The 19456-nt window shown below is 69.4% G+C and carries 19 protein-coding genes; 10 read left to right on the top strand and 9 right to left on the bottom strand.

Annotation, left to right across the window (positions count from 1 at the left end):
- Positions 1–12 precede the first annotated feature (12 nt).
- From WMF46_RS30695 to WMF46_RS30685, 3 genes are all read left to right on the top strand, one after another.
- Positions 13–981: a zinc-binding dehydrogenase gene (locus WMF46_RS30695; RefSeq protein ID WP_437980461.1), complete on the top strand. Its 969-nt coding sequence runs from the start codon at positions 13–15 to the stop codon at positions 979–981.
- A gap of 22 nt (positions 982–1003) precedes the next feature.
- The gene (locus WMF46_RS30690; RefSeq protein WP_437293635.1) at positions 1004–1402 is read left to right on the top strand and encodes a 6-pyruvoyl trahydropterin synthase family protein; all 399 of its coding nucleotides are present in this window, start codon (positions 1004–1006) and stop codon (positions 1400–1402) included.
- A 74-nt stretch (positions 1403–1476) separates the two neighbouring features.
- Positions 1477–2520 carry a glycosyltransferase family 4 protein gene (locus WMF46_RS30685; protein ID WP_437980460.1) on the top strand — a complete coding sequence of 348 codons (1044 nt, stop codon included), beginning with the start codon at positions 1477–1479 and terminating at the stop codon, positions 2518–2520.
- Positions 2521–2571: 51 nt separating this feature from the next.
- Here the strand turns inward: WMF46_RS30685 and WMF46_RS30680 are convergent, their stop codons facing one another.
- Positions 2572–3450 (bottom strand): 1-acyl-sn-glycerol-3-phosphate acyltransferase, encoded by an 879-nt coding sequence (locus WMF46_RS30680; RefSeq protein WP_437980459.1) that lies wholly within the window; start codon positions 3448–3450, stop codon positions 2572–2574.
- Between the two features lie 139 nt (positions 3451–3589).
- On the opposite strand from WMF46_RS30680, the gene WMF46_RS30675 reads away from it, so the two are divergent.
- The gene (locus WMF46_RS30675) at positions 3590–5059 is read left to right on the top strand and encodes a cytochrome P450 (protein ID WP_437980458.1); all 1470 of its coding nucleotides are present in this window, start codon (positions 3590–3592) and stop codon (positions 5057–5059) included.
- Between the two features lie 73 nt (positions 5060–5132).
- Here WMF46_RS30675 and tpx read toward each other — a convergent pair whose 3' ends face one another.
- From tpx to WMF46_RS30645, 6 genes are all read right to left on the bottom strand, one after another.
- Positions 5133–5627 carry a thiol peroxidase gene (gene tpx, locus WMF46_RS30670; RefSeq protein WP_437323736.1) on the bottom strand — a complete coding sequence of 165 codons (495 nt, stop codon included), beginning with the start codon at positions 5625–5627 and terminating at the stop codon, positions 5133–5135.
- A 195-nt stretch (positions 5628–5822) separates the two neighbouring features.
- Positions 5823–6194 (bottom strand): hypothetical protein, encoded by a 372-nt coding sequence (locus WMF46_RS30665; RefSeq protein WP_437980457.1) that lies wholly within the window; start codon positions 6192–6194, stop codon positions 5823–5825.
- A gap of 263 nt (positions 6195–6457) precedes the next feature.
- Complete coding sequence (locus WMF46_RS30660) at positions 6458–7753, bottom strand: SGNH/GDSL hydrolase family protein (protein ID WP_437980456.1); 1296 nt, start codon at positions 7751–7753, stop codon at positions 6458–6460.
- 106 nt (positions 7754–7859) lie between these two features.
- Positions 7860–9149, bottom strand: coding sequence for a hypothetical protein (locus WMF46_RS30655; protein WP_437980455.1), 1290 nt, complete (start codon positions 9147–9149; stop codon positions 7860–7862).
- 353 nt (positions 9150–9502) lie between these two features.
- Positions 9503–10867 carry an endo-1,4-beta-glucanase gene (locus WMF46_RS30650; protein ID WP_437980454.1) on the bottom strand — a complete coding sequence of 455 codons (1365 nt, stop codon included), beginning with the start codon at positions 10865–10867 and terminating at the stop codon, positions 9503–9505.
- Between the two features lie 156 nt (positions 10868–11023).
- Entirely contained in the window at positions 11024–11563 is a 540-nt protein-coding gene (locus tag WMF46_RS30645; protein WP_437980453.1) for a tetratricopeptide repeat protein, read from the bottom strand.
- Positions 11564–11633: 70 nt separating this feature from the next.
- On the opposite strand from WMF46_RS30645, the gene WMF46_RS30640 reads away from it, so the two are divergent.
- From WMF46_RS30640 to WMF46_RS30625, 4 genes are all read left to right on the top strand, one after another.
- Entirely contained in the window at positions 11634–11972 is a 339-nt protein-coding gene (locus WMF46_RS30640; protein WP_437980452.1) for a phage integrase N-terminal SAM-like domain-containing protein, read from the top strand.
- A gap of 182 nt (positions 11973–12154) precedes the next feature.
- Positions 12155–14011: a hypothetical protein gene (locus tag WMF46_RS30635; protein WP_437980451.1), complete on the top strand. Its 1857-nt coding sequence runs from the start codon at positions 12155–12157 to the stop codon at positions 14009–14011.
- Positions 14012–14180: 169 nt separating this feature from the next.
- On the top strand, positions 14181–14759 hold the full coding sequence (locus WMF46_RS30630) for a DUF6000 family protein (protein WP_437980450.1): 579 nt from the start codon (positions 14181–14183) through the stop codon (positions 14757–14759).
- Positions 14760–14802: 43 nt separating this feature from the next.
- Positions 14803–15333, top strand: coding sequence for a hypothetical protein (locus tag WMF46_RS30625; protein WP_437980449.1), 531 nt, complete (start codon positions 14803–14805; stop codon positions 15331–15333).
- A 102-nt stretch (positions 15334–15435) separates the two neighbouring features.
- Here the strand turns inward: WMF46_RS30625 and WMF46_RS30620 are convergent, their stop codons facing one another.
- Positions 15436–16209: an SRPBCC domain-containing protein gene (locus WMF46_RS30620; RefSeq protein ID WP_437980448.1), complete on the bottom strand. Its 774-nt coding sequence runs from the start codon at positions 16207–16209 to the stop codon at positions 15436–15438.
- The gene (locus WMF46_RS30615; RefSeq protein ID WP_437275476.1) at positions 16206–16526 is read right to left on the bottom strand and encodes an ArsR/SmtB family transcription factor; all 321 of its coding nucleotides are present in this window, start codon (positions 16524–16526) and stop codon (positions 16206–16208) included. The genes WMF46_RS30620 and WMF46_RS30615 overlap by 4 nt, the downstream gene beginning before the upstream one ends.
- Positions 16527–17370: 844 nt before the next feature.
- Between WMF46_RS30615 and WMF46_RS30610 the strand changes: the two genes are divergently transcribed.
- Together WMF46_RS30610 and WMF46_RS30605 are read left to right on the top strand one after the other, a co-directional pair.
- The gene (locus WMF46_RS30610; RefSeq protein WP_437980447.1) at positions 17371–18528 is read left to right on the top strand and encodes a toll/interleukin-1 receptor domain-containing protein; all 1158 of its coding nucleotides are present in this window, start codon (positions 17371–17373) and stop codon (positions 18526–18528) included.
- Positions 18529–18683: 155 nt separating this feature from the next.
- Positions 18684–19184, top strand: a complete 501-nt coding sequence (locus tag WMF46_RS30605) for a hypothetical protein (RefSeq protein WP_437980446.1) — start codon at positions 18684–18686, stop codon at positions 19182–19184.
- Positions 19185–19456: the final 272 nt, after the last annotated feature.

Genomic DNA, 19456 nt, shown 5'->3' with positions numbered 1-19456 from the left:
GGGCTCGTCGAGGTGCGTCCGGGGGCCCCGCCGCGCGCGCCCGGGCCCGGCGAGGTCGTGGCGCGCGCGCTCGCGTCGGGCGTGAGCCAGGGGACGGAGCTGCTGCTCTTCCGCGGCGAGGGGCCGACGCCGTTCGACCCGTCGCTCGACGCGCCCGACGCTGAAGGCGCGCCGACCTACCCGCGCCGCTACGGCTACGCGTGGGTCGGCGAGGTCGTCGCCCGCGGCGAGGGCGCGGCGCTCGGGCCGGGCGACCGCGTCTTCGCGCTCGCGCCCCACGGCGATCTCCACCTGCTCGGGCCGGGCGCGGCGCGCGGCCTGCCACGCTCGATCCCGGCCGAGCGCGCGGTGCTGGCCGCGAACCTCGAGACGGCGATCACGTGCGTGTGGGACGCGGGGGTGGGGCTCGGAGACGATGTGGTGGTGCTCGGCGGCGGGGTCGTCGGGCTGCTCATCGTGGCGCTCGCGCGGCGCGCCGGGGCCGTGGTCCGGCTCGTCGAGCCGAGCGAGCGGCGGCGCCAGGTCGGCCTCGCGCTCGGCGCCGCCGCGGCGCTCCGGCCCGAGGACGACCGGCCGCGCAGCGACGCGGACGCCGTGATCGCCGCGACCGGCCATCCGGAGGAGCTCGACCGCGCGATCGCGCACGCGGCGCGCGAGGCGACGGTGACGGTCGCGTCGTTCTACGGGGCGCGGACGAGCCCGGTCGCGCTCGGCGCCGAGTTCCATCGCCGGCGCCTGCGCCTGCGGGCGAGCCAGGTCTCGACGATCCCGCCGGAGCGCGCGCCCCGCTGGGACCACGCGCGGCGCTTCGCGCTCGTCCGCGCCCTCCTCGAAGACCCGGCGCTCGACGCGCTGCTGGACCCGTCCGTCCCGCTCGACGCGGCGCCGTCCGTGTACGCAGAGCTCGCGGCCGAGCCCGGGGCGCGGCTGCAGACGGTCTTCCGGTACGGCGCACGATCGGCTACGCGAGAGGCACCCTAGAAGTCAGAGGCCCGCCACCGCCATGTTCCTCCTCGGCGTCAGCGATCACGTGATGATCGCGCACAGCTTCTCCGATCCGTTCTTCGGCCCGGCGACCCGGATGCACGGCGCGACGTACTCCGTCGAGATCGAGATCCGCGCGAAGGCGCTCGGCCCGCACCACGTGGTCATGGACATCGGCGCGCTGCACGCGTCGCTGCGCCGGGTGCTCGACACGATCGATTACACGAACCTCGACGAGCACCCGGCCTTCCCCGGGCGCACCTCCACGACCGAGCGCGTGGCCGAGCACGTGGCCGGGCTCCTCGCCGAGGAGATCGCGAGGCTGCCCGCGGGAGAGGCGCCGCTCCCGGGATCGACGCTGAGGGTGCTCGTCCGAGAGTCGCCGTCGGCGTACGCGGGCTTCGAGCGCGACCTGTAGCGCCGGCCACCGCGGCGCGGCTCGTTGCCGCGCGCCGCGAGGGCGGCTATCAGGCCGGGCCGCTCCCCTGACCCATGCGCATCGCCTGGATCGTCTACGGCGCCCTCGACCAGACAACGGGCGGCTACATCTACGATCGGCTCGTCGTCGAGCGGCTGCGCGCCCGGGGCGACGCCGTGGAGGTCGTGTCCCTCGATCCGGCGCCGCGGTCGCGGGCGCTCGCCGGCCTCGCCCTCGCGCGGCGCCTCGCCCGGATCGACCCCGCCGTGGTGGTCGGCGACGAGCTCTGCTTCCGGGAGCTCGTGCCGGCGTTCGCGGCGCTGCCGCGGCGGATCGCGCGCGCGCTCCTCGTGCACCACCTGAGCGCGTGGGAGCTCCCGCCCGGCCCGCGGCGCGCGGCGCTCTCGCTCGCGGAGGCGGCGGTGATCCGCCTGTGCGACGCGCACCTCGCGACGAGCGCGACGACCGCGGCGCGGCTCCGGCGCGAGCTCGGGCTCGCCCGGGTCGACGTGGCGACGCCGGGCGCGGACCGGCTCCCCTTGCTTTCCCGCGCCCGGCGGGACGGCGGCCCGCTGCGGCTCCTGTTCGTGGGGAGCTTCATCCCGCGCAAGCGGCTGCTGGAGCTCCTCGCGGCGTTCGAGCGGGTCGGGAGCGCGCATGCCACGCTCGTGCTCATCGGGGACGCGGCGCGCGACCCGGCCTACGCCGGGCGGGTGCGCCGCGCGATCGCCGGCTCCGCGTTCCTGCGGGCGCGCGTCTCGGCGCCCGGCGTGCTCGGGGACGAGGCGCTCGCGGCCGAGCTCGCGGCGGCGGACGCGCTCGTCCTGCCCTCGTCGCTGGAGGGCTACGGCATGGTGCTCACGGAGGCGGTCCGGGCCGGCGTTCCGGTGCTCGCCGCCCGCGCCGGCGCGATCGCGGAGGCGGTCCAGGACGGCGCGGAGGCGCTGCTCTGGGACGACGTCGATGGCCCCGCCCCGGTGCTCGCCCGCTTCCTCGAGGATGGCGCTCTCCGGGCGAGCATGAGCCGCGCGGCGGCCGTCCGGGCCGCGGCGCTGCCCACCTGGGACGGCACCGCGGCCGCGGTGCGCGCGGCGCTCGCGCGCGTGGCGCGTGGATGACCGGCTCGGCGAGGAGCGGGCAGGATCGCGCCGCGCCGGGGCGCCGGGCCGTCACGCCCCCGCGAGCAGCGCCGCCGCCTCGTCCTTCAGCCGCCGCGTGAGCGCCGCGTCGTCGGGGGCCCCGCGCGCTACCTCCGCCGCGTCCCGCGCCTCGCCCAGGCGGACCCGCACCTCGACGTCGTCGAAGCCCGGCAGCGCCGCCTGCAGGAGCGGCGCCAGCGTCGTGATCCCGCGGCGCTCGGCCCACCGCGTGATGGCCAGCCGCTTCGCCCGCGTCGAGTGCACCCCCGAGACGATCGCCACGGCGGCGCGCCCCCCCGCCGCCGCGGCCGCGCGCAGCAGCGCGCCGGCGCTCGGATGCCACTCCGCGAGCAGCGCGTCGCCCTGGCCCGCGAACGCCGGATCCGCCTCGATGCGCCCCGCGGGGAAGTGCAGCAGCGCGCCCCCGCGGCGCAGGTGCCGCAGCGCGCGGCGCACGCCGGCCGACCGCGCGGCGAGGGCGATCGCGCCGCCCTCGTCGATCGGCACGAAGAGCAGCCGCCGGCTCACGTGGGGCAGCGCCCGCAGGAACCGCCGGTCGGCCGCGACGATCATGAGGTCTTCCCGGCCGAGCGCCGCCATGAGCGCGAGCGCGTCGTAGGCGCCGGGGTGGTTGGACACGACGAGCAGCGCCCCGCGCGACGGCGGCGCCGCGTCGGCCGTCCAGCGCGCCCCGAAGCCGGCGAGCGCCTCCCGCGCCGCGACGTGGAGCCCCGCCTCGCCGGTGCGCCGATCGAAGCGCGCGAGCACGCGCCCGAGCGGCCACGAAGGGACGGCGAAGGCCGCGCGCCCGGCCCGGCGCACCCACGCCGGCGCCCCGCCGAGGCCGAGCGCCGCCACCATCTCCGCGCCGGACAGGTTCGCGAGCTGTCGCTCCAGCGGCTCCGTCATGTCCGCGTCTTACTCCGTGTCGACGCCACCTCGCCAGCGCCGGCGCTCCGCCCCCCCGACATCGTCCAGCGCGATGGGGCGCGTCCTCTGTCGCCTGTCGGGTTTGCGTCGGGGCGCGCCGCCTCTGTATGAAGGGGGCATGAACGCCAAGCTCCCTGCCATGGAGGACGCGATCGGCCGCGGCGACGCGGCCGCGCGCCCCCGGCGGACGCTCGCGGATCTCCCGGGGCCGCCGGGCTTGCCTGTGCTTGGCAATCTGCTCGCGCTCCACCCCGACCGCTGGCACCTCGAGTTCGAGCGGTGGTGGCGCGCCCATGGAGACCTGTTCGTCGTGCGGATGGGCCGGCAGCCGGTCCTCGTCGTCGTGGACGGCGAGCTCGTGCGCGACGTGCTCCAGCGCCGCCCCGCGGTGTTCCGGCGGGTGCGCGCCATCGAGGCCGTGTCGCGCGAGGCGGACATGGTCGGCCTGTTCTCCGCGGACGGCGACGCGTGGCGGAAGCAGCGGCAGCTCATCCACCCGACGTTCCATCCAAGGCACGTCGAGGGCTTCTTCCCGAGCATCCGCGACATCACGGGCCGGCTGCGCGAGCTCTGGGCGCGGGCGGCCGACGAGCGCGCCGCCCGCGACGTGCTCGGCGATCTCATGCGCTACTCGGTCGACGTCACCTCGTCGGTCGCCTTCGGCCGCGATCTCAACACGCTCGAGCGCGGGGCGGACGCGCTCCAGGAGCACCTCCAGCGCGTGTTCCTCGGATTGAACCGGCGGATGCTCGCGCCGCTGCCCTACTGGCGCTACCTGGGCCTGCCCGCCGACCGCGCCTACGACCGCGCCCTGGTCGCGGTGAAGCGGCTCATCCTCGAGCTCGTGACCGCCGCGCGGCGCGAGATCGAGGGCGGCGCGGACCGGCCCGAGCGCCCGCGGACGCTGCTGGAGCTCATGATCGCCGCGCGGGACGGCGAGGACCCGAGGGCGCGCCTCTCGGACGCCGAGGTCTACGCGAACGTGCTCACGATGCTGCTCGCGGGCGAGGACACCACCGCGAACACCCTCGCGTGGATCCTCTATTACCTGGGCTCGCGCCCCGACGTGCAGGCGCGCGCCCGCGAGGAGGTCGATCGCGTGCTCGGCGGCGGCCTGATCCCGACGCTGGAGCAGTGCAAGCGCCTCGAGTACACGGCCGCCGTCACGCAGGAGACGCTGCGCCTGCGCTCCGCCGCGCCGCTGCTCTTCCTCGAGGCGAACCACGACACCGCGGTGGGCGACGTGGCCGTGCCCGCCGGCGCCGGCGTCGTGGCGCTCACGCGCGCGACGGGGAGGAAACCCGAGTATTTCGGCGATCCGGAGTCGTTTCGCCCCGAGCGCTGGCTCGGGGGCGCGCCGTCGACGCTACCCCACGAGCCGAGGATGGCGCTCGCGTTCGGCGGCGGGCCGCGCGTCTGCCCGGGGCGCGCGATGGCGCTCCTGGAGTGCGCGGTGACGGTCGGCATGGTGCTCCGGAGCTTCACTGTGCACCTCGCGGATCACACCGCGCCGGTGCGGGAGCGGATGGCGTTCGCGATGCAGCCGGAGGGGCTGCGCATCCGGTTCACGAGGCGCGCGAGCGCGTGAGATCACGAGGCGCTCGCGCGCGGGGCCTCAAGAGGCGCTCGCGCGCGTGGCGGCCAGGCGCCGGCGCTCCGGCTCACTGCACCTTGGCGAGGGCCGCGTCGTAATCGGGCTCCTGCGCGATCTCCGGGACGAGCTCGACGTGGAGCACCTTGTTCTGCTCGTCGAGCACGAGGACCGAGCGCGCGAGCAGGCCGGCGAGCGGCCCGTCGACGAGCGTGACGCCGTACTTCTGGCCGAAATCTCCCCGGAACGTCGACAGGCCTTCCGCGTTCGAGATGCCCTCGGACGCGCAGAAGCGGGTGTGCGCGAACGGCAGGTCCGCCGAGATGTTGAGCACCGTCACGCCCGGGAGCTTCTCGGCGCGCTCGTGGAACGTGCGCACGGATCTCGCGCAGACCGGGGTGTCGACGCTCGGGAAGATGTTGAGGATCTTCTTGCCGGAGTACGACGAGAGCTTGCGCTCGGAGAGGTCGGTCTTCACCAGCGTGAAGTCGGGGGCGGTCGCGCCGACGGACGGCAGCTCGCCGGCGGTGTGGATGGGGCTTCCCTTGAACTTGGTCTGAGCCATGGTCGCATCCTCCTCTGTGCTCTGTGCAGCAGCGCCTCTCGTAGGCGCGCCGAGGGCGGACGCCAAGCAGAACCAGCCAGACCGCCTCGGCCGGAGCTCCGCTCGTCTGGCGTGCGGGCGCAGCGCGCTGGCCGGGCGGTCTTGCCCGGGCGAGCGGTGCGAGCGTCGATCGCCCGCGCGCGGAGGAACGCGCGCTCAGCGGAGCGGCGAGCGATGGACCAGCGGAAACGGCTCGACCTCGCCGTCATCGGGGTTCGTGGAGTCCCTGCTGTACCCGATCTCCTGTGCTTCCGTCGTGATGACGAAGGGGCCCCCGATCTCCTCTGGCTCCACCCTGTCTTCGTAATCTTCGGTGGTGTCGCCCCTGCCCGAAGTCGCCGAGGCGACGTACTGCTCGGCGATCTGCTCGGCGAGCTCGTCGACCACCTCCGTGGGGCCGTCGCCCGGGTCTGGGATGAACGCATCTCGGCTCTCCGCGCGACCGGCGCTCCTGCGCGCCGCCTCCATGAAATCATGGCTGTGGTTCCTGCCCATGGCCCGCAGGGAGCTGTCTCGCTTGGTCTGCATGGATGATCTCCTCGCTCGGCGGCGCGCTCTCACGCGCTCTCACGCGCTCTCGGCGTCGCCGCCCTTCCGCTGTTCTGATGGCGAGAGATGCACCGCGTGTACCATGACGCTGGATGGCCGATCCGCGCGCGCCACGGCGAGCGGATGGGACCGACGCTCGCTCCCTGCGAGGTGGGCGCTGCGCTGGGCCTAGGATGCGTGGTGCGTCGTGCCACAGCGGTCGCTATGGGCCGGTGGCACGATGCCCCGGCCCCGCGCCGCCCTCACCAGTCGAGCTCTTCGCGGATGGCCTCCGCGAGCTGCTGGGCCATGAGCGCGTTCGTCTTGACGCTCGGGTGATAGTCGCAGCCGAGCCCGTTCGCCGCGCCGTCCTGCGCAGGGAACTCGAGGACGCGCACCTTGTCGTCGCCGCTGTCGTTCCGGTCCTCCACCACCTGGCCGATGTAGGAGCGCGCCCTGGTGAGCGCCTGGGCGCCTTCCGGGTACGAGTCGCTCAGCATGGGCCCGATGGTGCAGAAGATGAACGCGTCCGGATAGTTCGTCCTGACCGTCTCGACGAGGCCCGCGTAGGCATCGGTGAACGGCGCGCGGAACTGGGCGTCGCCCGGGACGTTGATGCTGAAGTCGTTCGTGCCCAGGTTGATGACCACGACCTGCGGCACCCAGGACGAGAAGTCCCATGCGGGCTGCTCCTCGTCGGCGATCGTCCGGCCGTAGATCTCGGGCATCGTGGGCGCGACTTCACCGTCGTAGTTCCGGTACACGCCTCTGCCGGACCAGGCGACGATCGTGGTGTCGGCCCCGACGAGCCGGCCTGTCAGGGCGCTGTAGGCGAGGTAGTTGTTCTCCGTAGCGCTCGTGAACGGGCAAGTCTCGTTGGCGCCATCGACGCCGTAGCCGGCGGAGATCGAGTCGCCGATCACCTCGATCCGGCGCGCGGGCGCCGCCGGGACCGGCAGGAGCGCCTCGCCCTGCTCCGGGACGAACTCGAGGAACTGCGACACGCCGACCAGCGGCTCGGTGCGGCGGTGGAGCACGAGGTCGTGCTCGCCGTCGGGCAGCCCTTCTGCGACCGTGTAGAGATCCTCCTCGCTGTTGACCTTGAGGACGCCCTTCGCCTCGCCGTCGATCACCACCTGGAAGAAGTTGGATTCTGCCGCGGTCGACTCGTCGTTGAAGCGGACGCCGATCGACGTCCCCGAGAACCGCGTGACGATCGCGCTGCCGGCCCAGGAGAAGCGGGGGCCCTCGGCGTTCGTCGTATCGAAGCGCCCGATGAAGCGGATGGTGTCGCCGGAGGGATCTTCGCCGCCCGCGCCGCTCGTGCTCGACGAGGTCGTGCCGGGCTCCGCGCCTCCGCCGCCGTCGCCGCCTCCGCCGCCCGTGCCGCCGTCGCCGCCCGTGCCGGAGGCGCTGCTCGAGGTGGGTGAGCCGCCGCCCGAGCCCGTCGTTCCAGTTGTTGCATTCGAGTCGTCGTCACCGCAGCCGGCCAGCGCCGACCAGGCGATGCAGCAGATGGAAGCGAGCCTCGGGAGATTGGAGTAAGCTTGTCGTTTCATGCGCGCGAGGATGCTCTAGGTCCGTGGCGCGGACAACTCGAATCTCCTCCTGCGCGCAGGGGCAGACACCGCAGCGCGGGCGTCGAGCTGCGGAGATCGGTTGATCTCAGTTCCAGGTCCGGTCCTGGCTCTGGTACCTGGAGCGCCCGCTGTCCTCGGCGGGGGAGCGCTCGTGGCCCTGGCCTTGCGAGGCGCGCACGTCGTCGCGCTCGTGGACGCGGGTCGAGTACCCCTGCGGGAGCTCGTCGCCCATGAAGCGGCCGAACCCGGGCCGGCGCTCCGGGCGATTGTAGATGTCGCCGTATCCGCTGCGTTCCTCGCTGCGGCCGCGGCCCTCGCGTTCCTCGCCGCGGCCCTGGTAGCCGCGACCGTGGTCGCCTCGGCCGTCCTGGTGGCCAGGGGCGTTTCTCTCGTCGCCGCCTCGATATCGATCCTGGTCCTCGCCGCGCCCGTAGCCGTGGCTACGATACTGATCCTCGCGGCCCTGGTGGTCGCCTCGTGTGTAGCCACGGCCCTGGTAGCGCTCGCGGTCCTGGTAATCGTCTCGCCCGTAGTCGCGGCCCTGGTAGCGCTCGCGGCCCTGGTAGTCGTCTCGCGCATAGCCGCGGCCCTGATAGTCGTCTCGCGCATGGCCGCGGCCCTGGTCGTCGTCTCGCCCGTGCTCTTTGCCCTGGTAGTGTCGGCTCTGGCTCTCCTCGTCGCGGCCGTGGTCGTGGCGCCCGTAGGCGCCGCGGCCCTGGTCCTCGTCCGGTCCGGAGGAGCCGCGGCCCGCGTCGCGGCCGTAGTAGCCGCGGTTCTCGTCGCGCCAGCCGCGGTTCTCGTCGCGCCAGCCGCGGTTCTCGTCGCGCCAGCCGCGGTTCTCGTCGCGCCAGCCGCGGTTCTCGTCGCGCCAGCCGCGGTTCTCGTCGCGCCCTCGCTGCACGGAGCCGAACCCTCTTCGCTCGTCCTCGGCGCCCCGCCCGCTGAAGTGATCGTCACGCCCGCCGAGCCGCTCCCACGAGGAGCTGTCCTGTCCGTAGGCGCGGCGCTCCTCGGGCTGGCGGTAGCCGCGCGCGCCGGCGCCACCCTGCTCCTGCCAGCGCCTCTCGGAGCCGCCGCGGTCGTCCTGTGCGTGCTGGCCGCCCGCCCTCCACGGGTCTCTGCCGTCTCCCCGCCCTTGCTGATCGTACGGCCGCGGCAGCTGGCCCAGCTCTGCCTGCCGGCTGCCGCCGCTCTGGTTCGCGTAGTTGCCGCGGCTGTACGACCCTCGCTCGAACGCGTCGCGCTCCGCCTCGTGACCGCGGAATCCGCGCTGATCGTCGTCCCGCGGCGCGCGCCACCGCTCGTCCCGGGGACGCCAGTCGTCGCGCGGCCCCTCGTCACGGAAATCCCGGCCCTCGTAGCGATCTCGTGCCATCTCGCTCTCCCTCTGGGTGCTGGTGAACAGATCTGGAGCCTCACGAAGGCGGTCACCTCCGTGAGCAGCGGGCCCACCCGTTTCCACCTGTTCAGCAACCGACGTGCCCAGTTGAAACCCTGTCGAGGGGAGAGGAGCGCCGACGCCCCGACAGACGGCCTCGCGGCCGGATCGCGCTGCCGCGTGGCAATGCGCCACACGCTGGGGCAAGCTGTCACGCAGGCGTGGCTCGTGTCATCGAGGACGAGCTCGCCGGGCCGGCTCAGCGGCCCAGTTCGGATCCGGGGCAGGGAAGCAGGGAAGCAGGGAAGCAAGGAAGATGAGCGCCGCGTGCAGCGGCGCTCACCCGGCGCTCAGTGGCGCGTCTCGCAGGGGTGCTGATCGGCGAACGCCTTCACGGCGGTCTTGCTGGACGACCACGGGAAGTTCCGATCGGTGATCGACCACGAGAGCGCGCCCGCATACCCCATGTTGTAGAGGTCGCCCACGAACTTGTCGTAGCCCACGTCCATCTCTGCCATGTTGATCGGGAACTCCCCCATGACGACCGGCTTGTCCGTGAGGCCGTACTCGGAGAGGGGCTTGTTGTACGGGAAGTAATCGTTGACCCAGCCGTACATGTGAACCTGGTAAAAGTCGACGTCCGAGCGTGTCCACGCCTGACCCCACTTGATGGCGGCGCTGCCGACGCTCACGGGCGCGCCGGTCTCTCCCCTCAGCACGGCGGCCGATTCCTTGGCGAGCGCCTCCATCTGCTGGTGTGTGACGAGATCGAACTTGCTGGAGTCCCCCTCGAACGCCGGGTCGCCGCCGTAGAGGCTCGGCCCGGTCATCGCCCACTCGGGCTCGTTGATGACGTCCCAGGCCAGCATCCGGTCGCGGTGCGGGCTCGACGCCACCGTCCGAGCGATGGGGCGGACGACGTTCTCGATGAGCTTGGCGCGCCGGCCGGCGTCCGCGACGAGGGGCCCCATGCTCGCGACCGACAGGCCGTTCGGCGGATTGTACGATGTCTTGTGGAAGCCATCGAAGGAGAACAGCGTGAACATCACGTTGACCTGCGCCTGGTCCGCGAGCTCGAGCGCCGCCAGGATGTCCTGCGTCGAGGTGCCGCCGAGACCGGTCGGGTTGCCCTGTCCGTCGAAGTTGATCTGGTCCCCGTAGAAGCGGGGGTAGATCCACCAGCGGACCACGTCCACGCCGTGGGCGCGCATGTCCTGCAGGTCGGCGAGCACCTGGCTCTTCTTGCCCGAGATGCCCGCCTGGCTCCACTTGGACTGACCGCCGAAATCGGCGCCGAAGTCGCGCCAGGCGTAGTTCACGCCGTACATGAAGCGAAGGCGGCAGGCGATCTCGACCCCTGCCTCGAACGGACATTCGTCCTCGTCGGCGCCGGCGCATTCGCTGGGCTCTCCCCCGCTGCTTGTGCTGCTGCCGGCCACGGGATCGCCGCTGCCCGTACCCGCGGGCCCGCCGGAGGGCTCGCCGGCGCCTGTGCTGGAGCCCGTGGATGAGCCGGCGCCCGCGCCGGAGCCGGTGGATGAGCCGGCGCCCGCGCCGGAGCTCGCAGGTGCGCCGGCGCCCGAGGAGTTGCTGGGGCCGCTGTCCCCCGCTTCGCCGCCGGCGCCGCCCTCGCCGCCGCCGTCCAATCCGTCGCCACAGCCGAACCCAGCCACGGAGAGCTGGAGAACCCCGACAAGAAGAAGCCAGTTGCGCATGCCCGATTATCACCAGAAACGCGCGCCGGACCAGCCCGAACTCTTAATCGGTTCAGTGACTCACCGCGCAACGTTCTGCTCTTGCTACAAGATCGTGGTCGCAGCGGCCCTGACGAAGATCACGTGAGCTTCGAAGGGCACCCGCGGTATCGCCGCTTACCTGGACGGCCCGCGCGGTCTCGGGTGGATCCCCATGTACGCGGCCGCACTCTTCGCCGAGGGATCGTCCGGGTAGCGCTCGATGAGGTCTTCCGCGAGGCTGCGGGCCTGGCCGATCCGGTCCAGGCGCACGAGCGCCCGCACGCGGAGCAGGCCGCGCTCGGCGGCGCGGGGGCTGTCGCCGAAGTCGCGCGACGCCTCGTCGTCGAGCCGGAGCACCTCCTCGGGGTTGGTCGTCAAGGCGGCGCGCATGCGGTCGATGATGCTGGCCTCGGGGTCGGTGTCCGGCGCCGGCTCCGACTCCTGTGCTGCGGCGCTCACGGTGGCAGCGGCCGGCGGGGGAGCGGGGGGGACGACGGGCGCCTCGTCGCGGCGCTGCGGCTCGCGAGCCACGCGGGGCTCGGCGCTCGGCGGGCGCGCGTTCGGCGCGGGGCGCTCGTCGCGATCCACGAAGAGGAAGGCCGCCGCGGCGAGCGCGGCGACGGGGAGGCCGATGATCAGCGCGCGGCGAGCGCCGGACGGTCGGGGGGCGTCCACGGCGGCGAACGTAGCGCGGAGGAGCGGCCGGCGGTAGCGATCGGAGCGAGCCGAGAGCGAAGGAAGAGGAGTGCCGTCCAGGTGCGATGGCCGTCGCCGTTCGCGCGACCTCGGGCCGGCCCACGTCGAGGTGTTCCTCACGCGACTGGTAACCGGCCAGCACGCCAGCGCCTCGACGCAGAGCCAGGCCCCCGCCGCCATCCACTTCCTCTACACCCACGTCGTCGCGCTCCCCCCTCGCGCAGCACGTCGATTTCACCCGAGCGAAGCGCCCCGCGCGCCTCGCCGCGGTGCTGTCGACGGTGTTGGACAGGTCTACCCTGCGGCGCTGGACAGCATTTGGGCCTTGCAGCGCAGCTGCCGATACGTGAAATTTCTCGTGAGGGAGGCACAAAAAGCGACGAGCTAGACAGAGCTGATCTAACGGCTTCGGTTGGCCAATCGATTGATAGTTGGGCGGACTGGTTTGTCTGCCTCGCGTTTCGTGGCACCTTTCGATTCGTACTCAGGGCACGGATCTTCTGAACGATGCGCGCCTGTGGTTGGCGACACCGCTGCAGCGTGATATTTTTGCTCGGAGCGTGAATATCCATGGCCATCTCAAGAGAATTGCATCATCACCAGATTGGATACGCGCGAGCCGCGTACGACCGCTTCCGAATAGCGGAATCGTCCATAGCCATTGATGGGCTATGGGAGCACGATCTGACCTTCTTCATTGTTAGCCGAGACGTTCCGCGACTTTCCCCGGACGAATGGCACGCGATTCATAAAACCATCGCTGAAGTTGCACACGCAACACTCGACATCAGGGTAGTGTCCGCGCCTCCTGAGGGGGCGGTTCCGGTTTCACCCCGCACAACTGAAGAAGTAATCGAAGGCGTGGGCGATACGGGGACCATGGCAGACCTATTTCATGACCTGGCCCTCGCACTGCCACCAGAGTTCCCCGATATCCGGCTCACCAATGGCGAAGCCGGTCTGTTCGTAATTACCGCAATGCGACCGCTGAGTTCGGATGAGCGACAAGTGCTCCTGTGCGCCTTCGAGAAGGTCCGTCCGGGCGCAGACTTTTGCGTCCGTGTTGGCGAGCTATCGGCTCCAGTACGGTCGACGACGTTCACGCTAGTTTCCAGCAAGGGCCTTCCAGCTGGATTTTCGAAGGAAGCGCGATGGGCCATCGAACGCGACGAGCAGTTTTGGCTGGAGCGTCGCCACGAGGTCTTCACTTCCGATACCATCTCGCACAAGGATATTCTGCCGAAATCATTTGCGTTGGGAACGAGTTGTTTGGTCGACGCGGTGTGGCCAAGAAATGTTCGCACGTACCTCCCCATCTTCCGGCGTGTGGTGCTGCTCGCGCCACCAGAAAACCTCCAGGACCAGTGGCTCGGCAATCTCGCCATCACGAAGTCGGAGTTTCTTGAGCTCGTCAGCCTCGGCCGAGTTCAAGTTGTCTTTCATGGCGAATACTCTACGTACGATTCGACGTTGCTCGCTGCGCTGGCAGAACAGTCCCCGAATGGGATCTTGCTGAGCCGATCCCTCGCCGCCGCGACGATCGTCGATCATCGTGCGCGGACGGGCCTCACCTCGACGCTGGACGTCGCCCAAAGGGCCGCTTTCCTGGCGGCTCTGCGGAAACAGGCCCAGCAAATTGCTGATCCCTTGGAGCGGAAGTTCTTCGATGCAGTTCTCGCAGATCGACAACGCGCCAGCTTTGCAGAGGTGACGTGGAACCGATGCGGCGCGAACGCTGCGCTCTACTTCGGACCAGGCAGACTTGCTGCTGATATTGTGGCTGCGCACGGGCGCGACTTGTTAATTGAGCTTACCAGCGCCGGATTGTCGGTAGCATTTGGTGGGGCACTCAGCGCGGTCGTGTTTCCCGCTGAGGGGCCAGGGTATAGTGCGCAGACGGCAACCGAGCTGTGCGCAAGCCTCTACACCGGAACGCGAGCTGGACCTGTCGACACGAAGTTGGGCGAGGTAGAGCCTGTAGTGGAGGATCTTCTCGGACTCGATAATGACGCCCCCGTGATCGACCTCGCCCGTGCCTTTGCTGGAGATGATATTGATCGACTTCGCGATGTGGCGTTCGGTATTGCAGGCGCGAATCTGGATGCCGACTTCAGGAGAGCCGCGACCGCGGAGCTACTCGACCGCGTCAGGAGATATGACGCAAAGGACCAACATCAGAGCCGATTCGATGTACTCAGAGCCCTCGGGGCTCTCGGAGGGCTGGGGTCCGTTGCCGCGGCGGCGGCGGGAGCACCGGCGGTGGGGATGGCCCTGGGATTCCTTCCTTTCGCAGTGTGGGTACTCAAGAGCGCTTTTGCGTCGGATTCGGCGGGCAAATTTCGCGATCAGGTGCTCGCGCTAAACGCGTTCTCACGAACGGACGCCGTGCTGGTGAGTCGAATGCGCGCGCGGACGGCCAACAAATGAGAGCGCCTTCGACAGTCCGACCGAGACAGTCGTGGGCGATCCATCTCTGGGTTGCTCTCCGATGCCCGTCGGCAGCCGCCCAACAAGGGCTTGCTGACCGACCGTTGGGGGCGCGCGCAGCGCGCCCCCAACGGCGGCAGAAGCCCAAGGCGTTAGCCGGACTTTCCCAATGAACGCTTGGTCAAGGTACGGATCACCACTCTGCCTGCGCCTTCTGCACGCGAATTTCCTCGACGAGCCGCCGGAGCAGCGGCATGCGTTCGCGCAGCAGTTCCTGGATGCGGCGACGTCTCTCCCCGATCGCGAGCTTGGTTACTGGCTCAACGGATCATGGCGCGAGCAGCTGACGGCGGCATGGATCATCGCGGCCCGTCGGCTCGCCGCGTTTCGAGGCGTGATCGGCGAGAGACTGCTCGCCAGCGCGACCTGCTATGCGGGACAGGGCTTCGCTGTCGCGACCGCGCGCTACGAGGATCACCCTGCATCCGATGCGCTGGCGCTCTATCTCCAGTCGTACTTGCCGGTCGGTGATCGCGAGTACGATCAAGAGTGGGCTGTGGGATCACTGGCATGGCTCGACGCTCGCCTGGCCGCGAATCGCGCGGCGCCCTTTCTGAAGGCTCCTGAGCTCTGGAGAGTATCCGAGCACGGCCGGGAGTTGGGTGCCTTGGATCCAGGACGCGGCGTGGAGCGGGTAGCGCGTGCCATGGCCTTCCTGGACGACCTCGGCGCCAGCGAGGTCAGCTGATGCGCGCGCGTGTGTTTGGCCGCCGCCACGAGGCACCCGGCAAATGAATCAGACGGAGATCTGCGAACAAGACCTTTGGCTCGCCTTGGACGAGCGCCGCACCGATGCGGAGCGCGCCTTCATCACAGAGATGTCGCGCCGGGCCTTGGCGTGGCGCAACTTGGGCGTAACCAGCGACGATCTCCTCGGCACGGCTGAACGGTTCGTTGTGCTGGTGCTCGACGTCTCCGCGGACGGGCACGTCCTCCGAACGCTCCGGGTCGATTTTCACGAATCACGAGTTGTGATTGGAGAGGATGAGACAAAGCAAGCCGCTACAGACCTGGACGAGGAGAATCCGCGCGTGATCGTGGTCAAAGATGGGTCGCCCGTGGCGCTCGCGACCGCTGCTGCCGACTGGATGGAACGCGAGATCCTGCGGCCTATCGAACGTCACGAATGGGTGAAAGCAGGCTTCTGGCACCAGAGGTATGTCTTGTCGGACACCGGAGAACCCCTGTGCTGGTCGGACTCCCACAACCAGAATAGGCCAGACCTGGGCCCACCCGACAGGACTGTCCTCGTGCGCAGCTAAGGACCTCCGGCGTCACTTCGCGTGGGAGCACGAGAGCTACCGGGAACCGTGACACGGCGCGCGCCCGAAGCGCGCGGCCGGGGCCCGCCATCGCATCAGCCGTCAGTACACGGCCGTGAGCATGGGCAGCGTCTCGTACCGCAGCCCAATGTTGGACTTGATCGCGGGATCTTCGCTCTGGAATGTACGGAGCTCGGCTTCGTCGCGGACGGCAACGATGCCGACGCCCCATCCGCCCGCCGGGTCGGCGACGGGTCCGAAGGCGATCACGTGGCCCTCGGCGAGCTTGCCGCGCCAGTATTTGCCGTGCGCCTGCATGACCGCGCGCTCATCCGCCGTCATGTCCTGCATGAAGGTCGCGCGCGACGGGAGCAGCCGACAGAGAAAGAAGCGCGGCTCCGGTTGCGGCGCGACGTGGTTCGTGAGCCAACCCAGGACACGCTCCCAACCTGCCGCGTGGCTCTCGCACGACGCCACACGAGCGCCGAATCCAGCGTGTCGGACCGTGAGGCGCGTACCCGTCTCGATGGCGTCGAGGAGATAGGAGACCGTCGTTGGGGGCGCGTCCGCATCCCATGACGGTTCCCATGTCTGGACGAGCCTTCGCGGCGGATCGAGTTCGAGAACCCTGCCGCCGACATGGAACGGCTTGCCGTCTGCCCCCACGCCATCGGTCCGCCAGGCCCCTCCGGCGCGAAGGTCGATCGTGAAGGCGGTCGTGCGATACAGCTCCGCAGAACCCCACCACTTCGTCAGCTCGTCGGTCGTCAGCGCGCGGAAGACGCGCTCCGGCGGCGCGTCGATCTCGATGCGAGCGAGGATCGTCCCTTGCGCGACATCGGCGATCGAACGGGCTCGGATGCTCTTGGCTGTCATGTATCCTCCAGGTAACGCTTCAGCGACTCGAGATTGCGACCCCAGAACGCGCGGTAGCCCTCGAGCCATGCCATCGCCTTCTGCAGCGGCGCGGGTCGCAGCGTGTAGAGCCGCTCGCGCCCGACCTTCTCCTCGGTCACCAGCCGCGATGCCTTGAGCACGCGCAGGTGCTTCGAGATCGCGGGGCGGCTCTGAGAGAAGTCGGCCGCGATCTCGTTCACCGGGGCAGGACCCGCGCGCAAACGATCGAGGATCGCGCGACGGGTTGGATCGGCGATGACAAAAAACACATCGATGTCGGCCTTCGCGGGAGCCATATAGGTAACCAGTGGGTTACCAGTATCGCGGTGGCCTGACCTTGTCAAGCGCGTCGAAGAGCCCCCGGGTGCCGGTCGTGTCCTGCGTGACATCGGCAGAGCTGACCCCCTGCTTCGGCACCAGCTCGCCTAGAGCGACAAGCGGGTTGAAACCGCCAGAAGAGAGCAGAATTCGAACCGCCAAGGCGCCATAAGACGCCAAGATTTGTGTGGTTTTCTTGGCGTCCCTGGCGCCCTGGCGGTTCACTTCTCGCTCGATCGATGTGATCGGTCTTCTAGCGGGCTGTCTTGTGCCGATCGCCAAACAGGCGCCTGGTGCCGGCCGCGCCTCGCGCCGCGGCGGTCCGCGACGGCCGGCAGGTCAGAAGTCGTCGCGGAGGCGCACGCGGCGCGGCGCGCGCCCAGCCGCTACCGCGACAGGTCAGCTCCGGCGGCATCTTCTGCACGAGACGGTGCTCGATCGGGCGGTGCGAGAAGACGTCCCCGTCGCCGATCTGTCGAGGCGCGCGAGCTGCCACACCCTGCATCACTCCTGCGCCACGCACCTGCTGGAAGCCGCCTATGACATTCCCCCTTCCCGTCCCCCGGCAAGGCGGCGAGTGTCGCCGATGTTAGACAGGTCTACCCCAGGGGGCTGGACAGCATTTGGGCCTTGCGGCGCGGAGCCGATCCGTGAGACTTTCATGGGGAAGGGCACAAAGCGACTGATCTGGAGGCGCCACGCGGGCTGCTCGCGCCGCAGGCGTGGTTCCTGGTGCGGATGCCAGGAATGCTGCGTTTACGCGCGAGACCGACGCGAGCAGGCACTTGATGTCTACGCAAGGGAGAGTGGAGACAAGCAGCCGTGACCTACCGGATTGAGCTCTTGAGCGTTGGATGCGACCTTGATGCAGAGATACAGGGCGCCGCCGCAGCGCTGAATGCCGTCCAGTCCGAGTTCCTTTTCGAACTCCCCCCACCGAGGCTCAAGAACTGGGGAAAGCCTCATGTGTGCAAAGATGACGATTGCCTAGCTGCTGATGTGTTTGCCCTGATGCGTTCCTATCGGAAAGAGGCGAGGGGGAATAGGCCACATATCATAGCATTTGTCAACGCGCCGCTTCGAACCAAGAGGCTCCGTAATCTCTTCGGGGCCACCGCTTCGTCTGCAGGGTTAGCGGTAGTCACGCGGCACGACGCGGACCGGTTCGCGCCAAGCGTTCGGAGCTACTTCGTTTATTACCTGACTCGGTACGCGCTGAGCTTTATGGCGCCGAACCTGAAGAACCATGAGGAGACGCGCGACTGTTTCTTGGACCAGAAGATCAGTAAATATGACCTGCGCCGATCGATGGCCATAGGTGCCCTCTGCGACGAGTGCCAGAGTCGATTCGACGAACGCGCCAACGCAGAGATCCGTGTAGCATTCACGGCCATGGCCCGAGAAGTTGCTCGCCTCGGGTTCGCTGCCTCGGCCGACGCCATCACGGCCAGGTCCGACCATGCCGCGCGCGCCGCGAACCGCGACACGCCGCCCCTGGACGCTGGACGAAAAGAGCCGCCGACGCGCAGCTCCAAGTGTCGTCTATTCTTCAGCTACTCGCATGCCGATGCGAGCGCGCATGAGCGCCTTGAGGCCCATATAAAGGTGCTTTGGCGCAAAGGCTTCATCGAGCCCTGGCACGCCCGACGCATTCCGGCTGGCGCAGATTGGGGCAACGAGATCGACAGGCATCTCGACGAAGCGGAAATTATTCTGCTTCTTGTGAGCGCTGACTTTCTGGCGTCCGACTATTGTTGGGAGGTGGAGATGACCCGTGCGCTGAAGCGCCACGACGATGGGCGCGCTGTCGTTGTGTCAGTTATTCTCAAGCCCTGCCTATGGAGAGAAGCCCCTTTCGCGAAACTGCAGCCCCTGCCCAAAAATGGATGTCCCATAACTCGCTGGACCGATCCGGACGACGCATGGCTCGACGTCGCTGAGGGCATACGAAATCTCGTCACCATATCACCAATGAGCTGACCTGCGCTTCCGCGCGAGCGCTCACCTTCCTGACGTCTCGAAGAGCATGCTCAAAGCGAAGCCTCCTCCCGACGACCGGCCGCTGCCGCCCGCGCCACGCGTGGCTGCAGACCCGTGAGGCGTTCGGCGGCGTGCGCTGCAGCAGTAGAGGGCCCATGATGACACTGGAACAAGCACACCAAGTCGTCCAGATCTATGCGGAGCAGTTCGGGGCAGTTTGGTCTGATCGCACGGTCATTGATCGTGGCGGGTATTGGTTCTTTGGGGTCGGGTATGTTGGTTCTTGTGGTGTGATCGTAGACAAGACCGACGGTCGTCTCAGCGTCATGGGCTCGGCATTGTCGCTCGACGACTGCTTCTGGGGGCACGAGCACGGTTTCTCTCCGGATCTCGTGCGCTTGCGCATCAACAAGGTCAACGATCAGGGCCGCACCATCGAGCTCCTGCTCCACCTGGTGACAGACGGGCCGCCGCGCCAGCGGAACCCGAGCCTGAAGCGCGCCTGGCTTGCTGACCGACTTCGAGCATTGCCGTGCGAGTTCGGTCCAGACCGTCTCTGGTTGTCGATTCCTGCTTTTCGTGAGGCACTGCAGCAGAGGTGGTTCGAGTTCGATGTCCTTGAGCCGCGCGAGGAGCTCGGGCAGGTGCGCCAATGAATCTTCGCGTAGACGGGAGGACCCAATCTGGCGCGAGACGACTGCCAAGACTCGGACGGCTGCTGGAACGCATTTGCATCTCCGACGTCGGCGCTGATGCTGGCCCACGCGGCGCGCGGCCGCGCTAGTCTTCCGGCATCGAGGCCACGGCGTTCGACGAGGAGCCGGTGCCGACCTACCCGGCGCCGATCTGCGGTACGCGGGGATGGCCGGCGTCCATCCCTCCGGCGCTCGGGTGTGGGGCAGCAAGATCGCGGGCGCGACCCTGAGCG

The organism is Sorangium sp. So ce117 (genome assembly GCF_051524395.1).
GTDB classification, from domain to species: domain Bacteria; phylum Myxococcota_A; class Polyangia; order Polyangiales; family Polyangiaceae; genus Sorangium; species Sorangium cellulosum_B.
The sequence above is the reverse complement of the archived record's forward strand: the minus strand, read 5'-3'. Positions and strand labels throughout refer to the sequence as shown.

Bases quoted from the DNA above. Each gene is read 5' to 3' on its own strand.
- WMF46_RS30690 (WP_437293635.1), top strand. From the start codon at position 1,004: ATGTTCCTCCTCGGCGTCAGCGATCACGTGATGATCGCGCACAGCTTC.
- WMF46_RS30685 (WP_437980460.1), top strand. From the start codon at position 1,477: ATGCGCATCGCCTGGATCGTCTACGGCGCCCTCGACCAGACAACGGGC.
- WMF46_RS30680 (WP_437980459.1), bottom strand. From the start codon at position 3,450: ATGACGGAGCCGCTGGAGCGACAGCTCGCGAACCTGTCCGGCGCGGAG.
- WMF46_RS30675 (WP_437980458.1), top strand. From the start codon at position 3,590: ATGAACGCCAAGCTCCCTGCCATGGAGGACGCGATCGGCCGCGGCGAC.
- tpx (WP_437323736.1), bottom strand. From the start codon at position 5,627: ATGGCTCAGACCAAGTTCAAGGGAAGCCCCATCCACACCGCCGGCGAG.
- WMF46_RS30665 (WP_437980457.1), bottom strand. From the start codon at position 6,194: ATGCAGACCAAGCGAGACAGCTCCCTGCGGGCCATGGGCAGGAACCAC.
- WMF46_RS30660 (WP_437980456.1), bottom strand. From the start codon at position 7,753: ATGAAACGACAAGCTTACTCCAATCTCCCGAGGCTCGCTTCCATCTGC.
- WMF46_RS30655 (WP_437980455.1), bottom strand. From the start codon at position 9,149: ATGGCACGAGATCGCTACGAGGGCCGGGATTTCCGTGACGAGGGGCCG.
- WMF46_RS30650 (WP_437980454.1), bottom strand. From the start codon at position 10,867: ATGCGCAACTGGCTTCTTCTTGTCGGGGTTCTCCAGCTCTCCGTGGCT.
- WMF46_RS30635 (WP_437980451.1), top strand. From the start codon at position 12,155: ATGGCCATCTCAAGAGAATTGCATCATCACCAGATTGGATACGCGCGA.
- WMF46_RS30630 (WP_437980450.1), top strand. From the start codon at position 14,181: ATGAACGCTTGGTCAAGGTACGGATCACCACTCTGCCTGCGCCTTCTG.
- WMF46_RS30625 (WP_437980449.1), top strand. From the start codon at position 14,803: ATGAATCAGACGGAGATCTGCGAACAAGACCTTTGGCTCGCCTTGGAC.
- WMF46_RS30620 (WP_437980448.1), bottom strand. From the start codon at position 16,209: ATGACAGCCAAGAGCATCCGAGCCCGTTCGATCGCCGATGTCGCGCAA.
- WMF46_RS30615 (WP_437275476.1), bottom strand. From the start codon at position 16,526: ATGGCTCCCGCGAAGGCCGACATCGATGTGTTTTTTGTCATCGCCGAT.
- WMF46_RS30605 (WP_437980446.1), top strand. From the start codon at position 18,684: ATGATGACACTGGAACAAGCACACCAAGTCGTCCAGATCTATGCGGAG.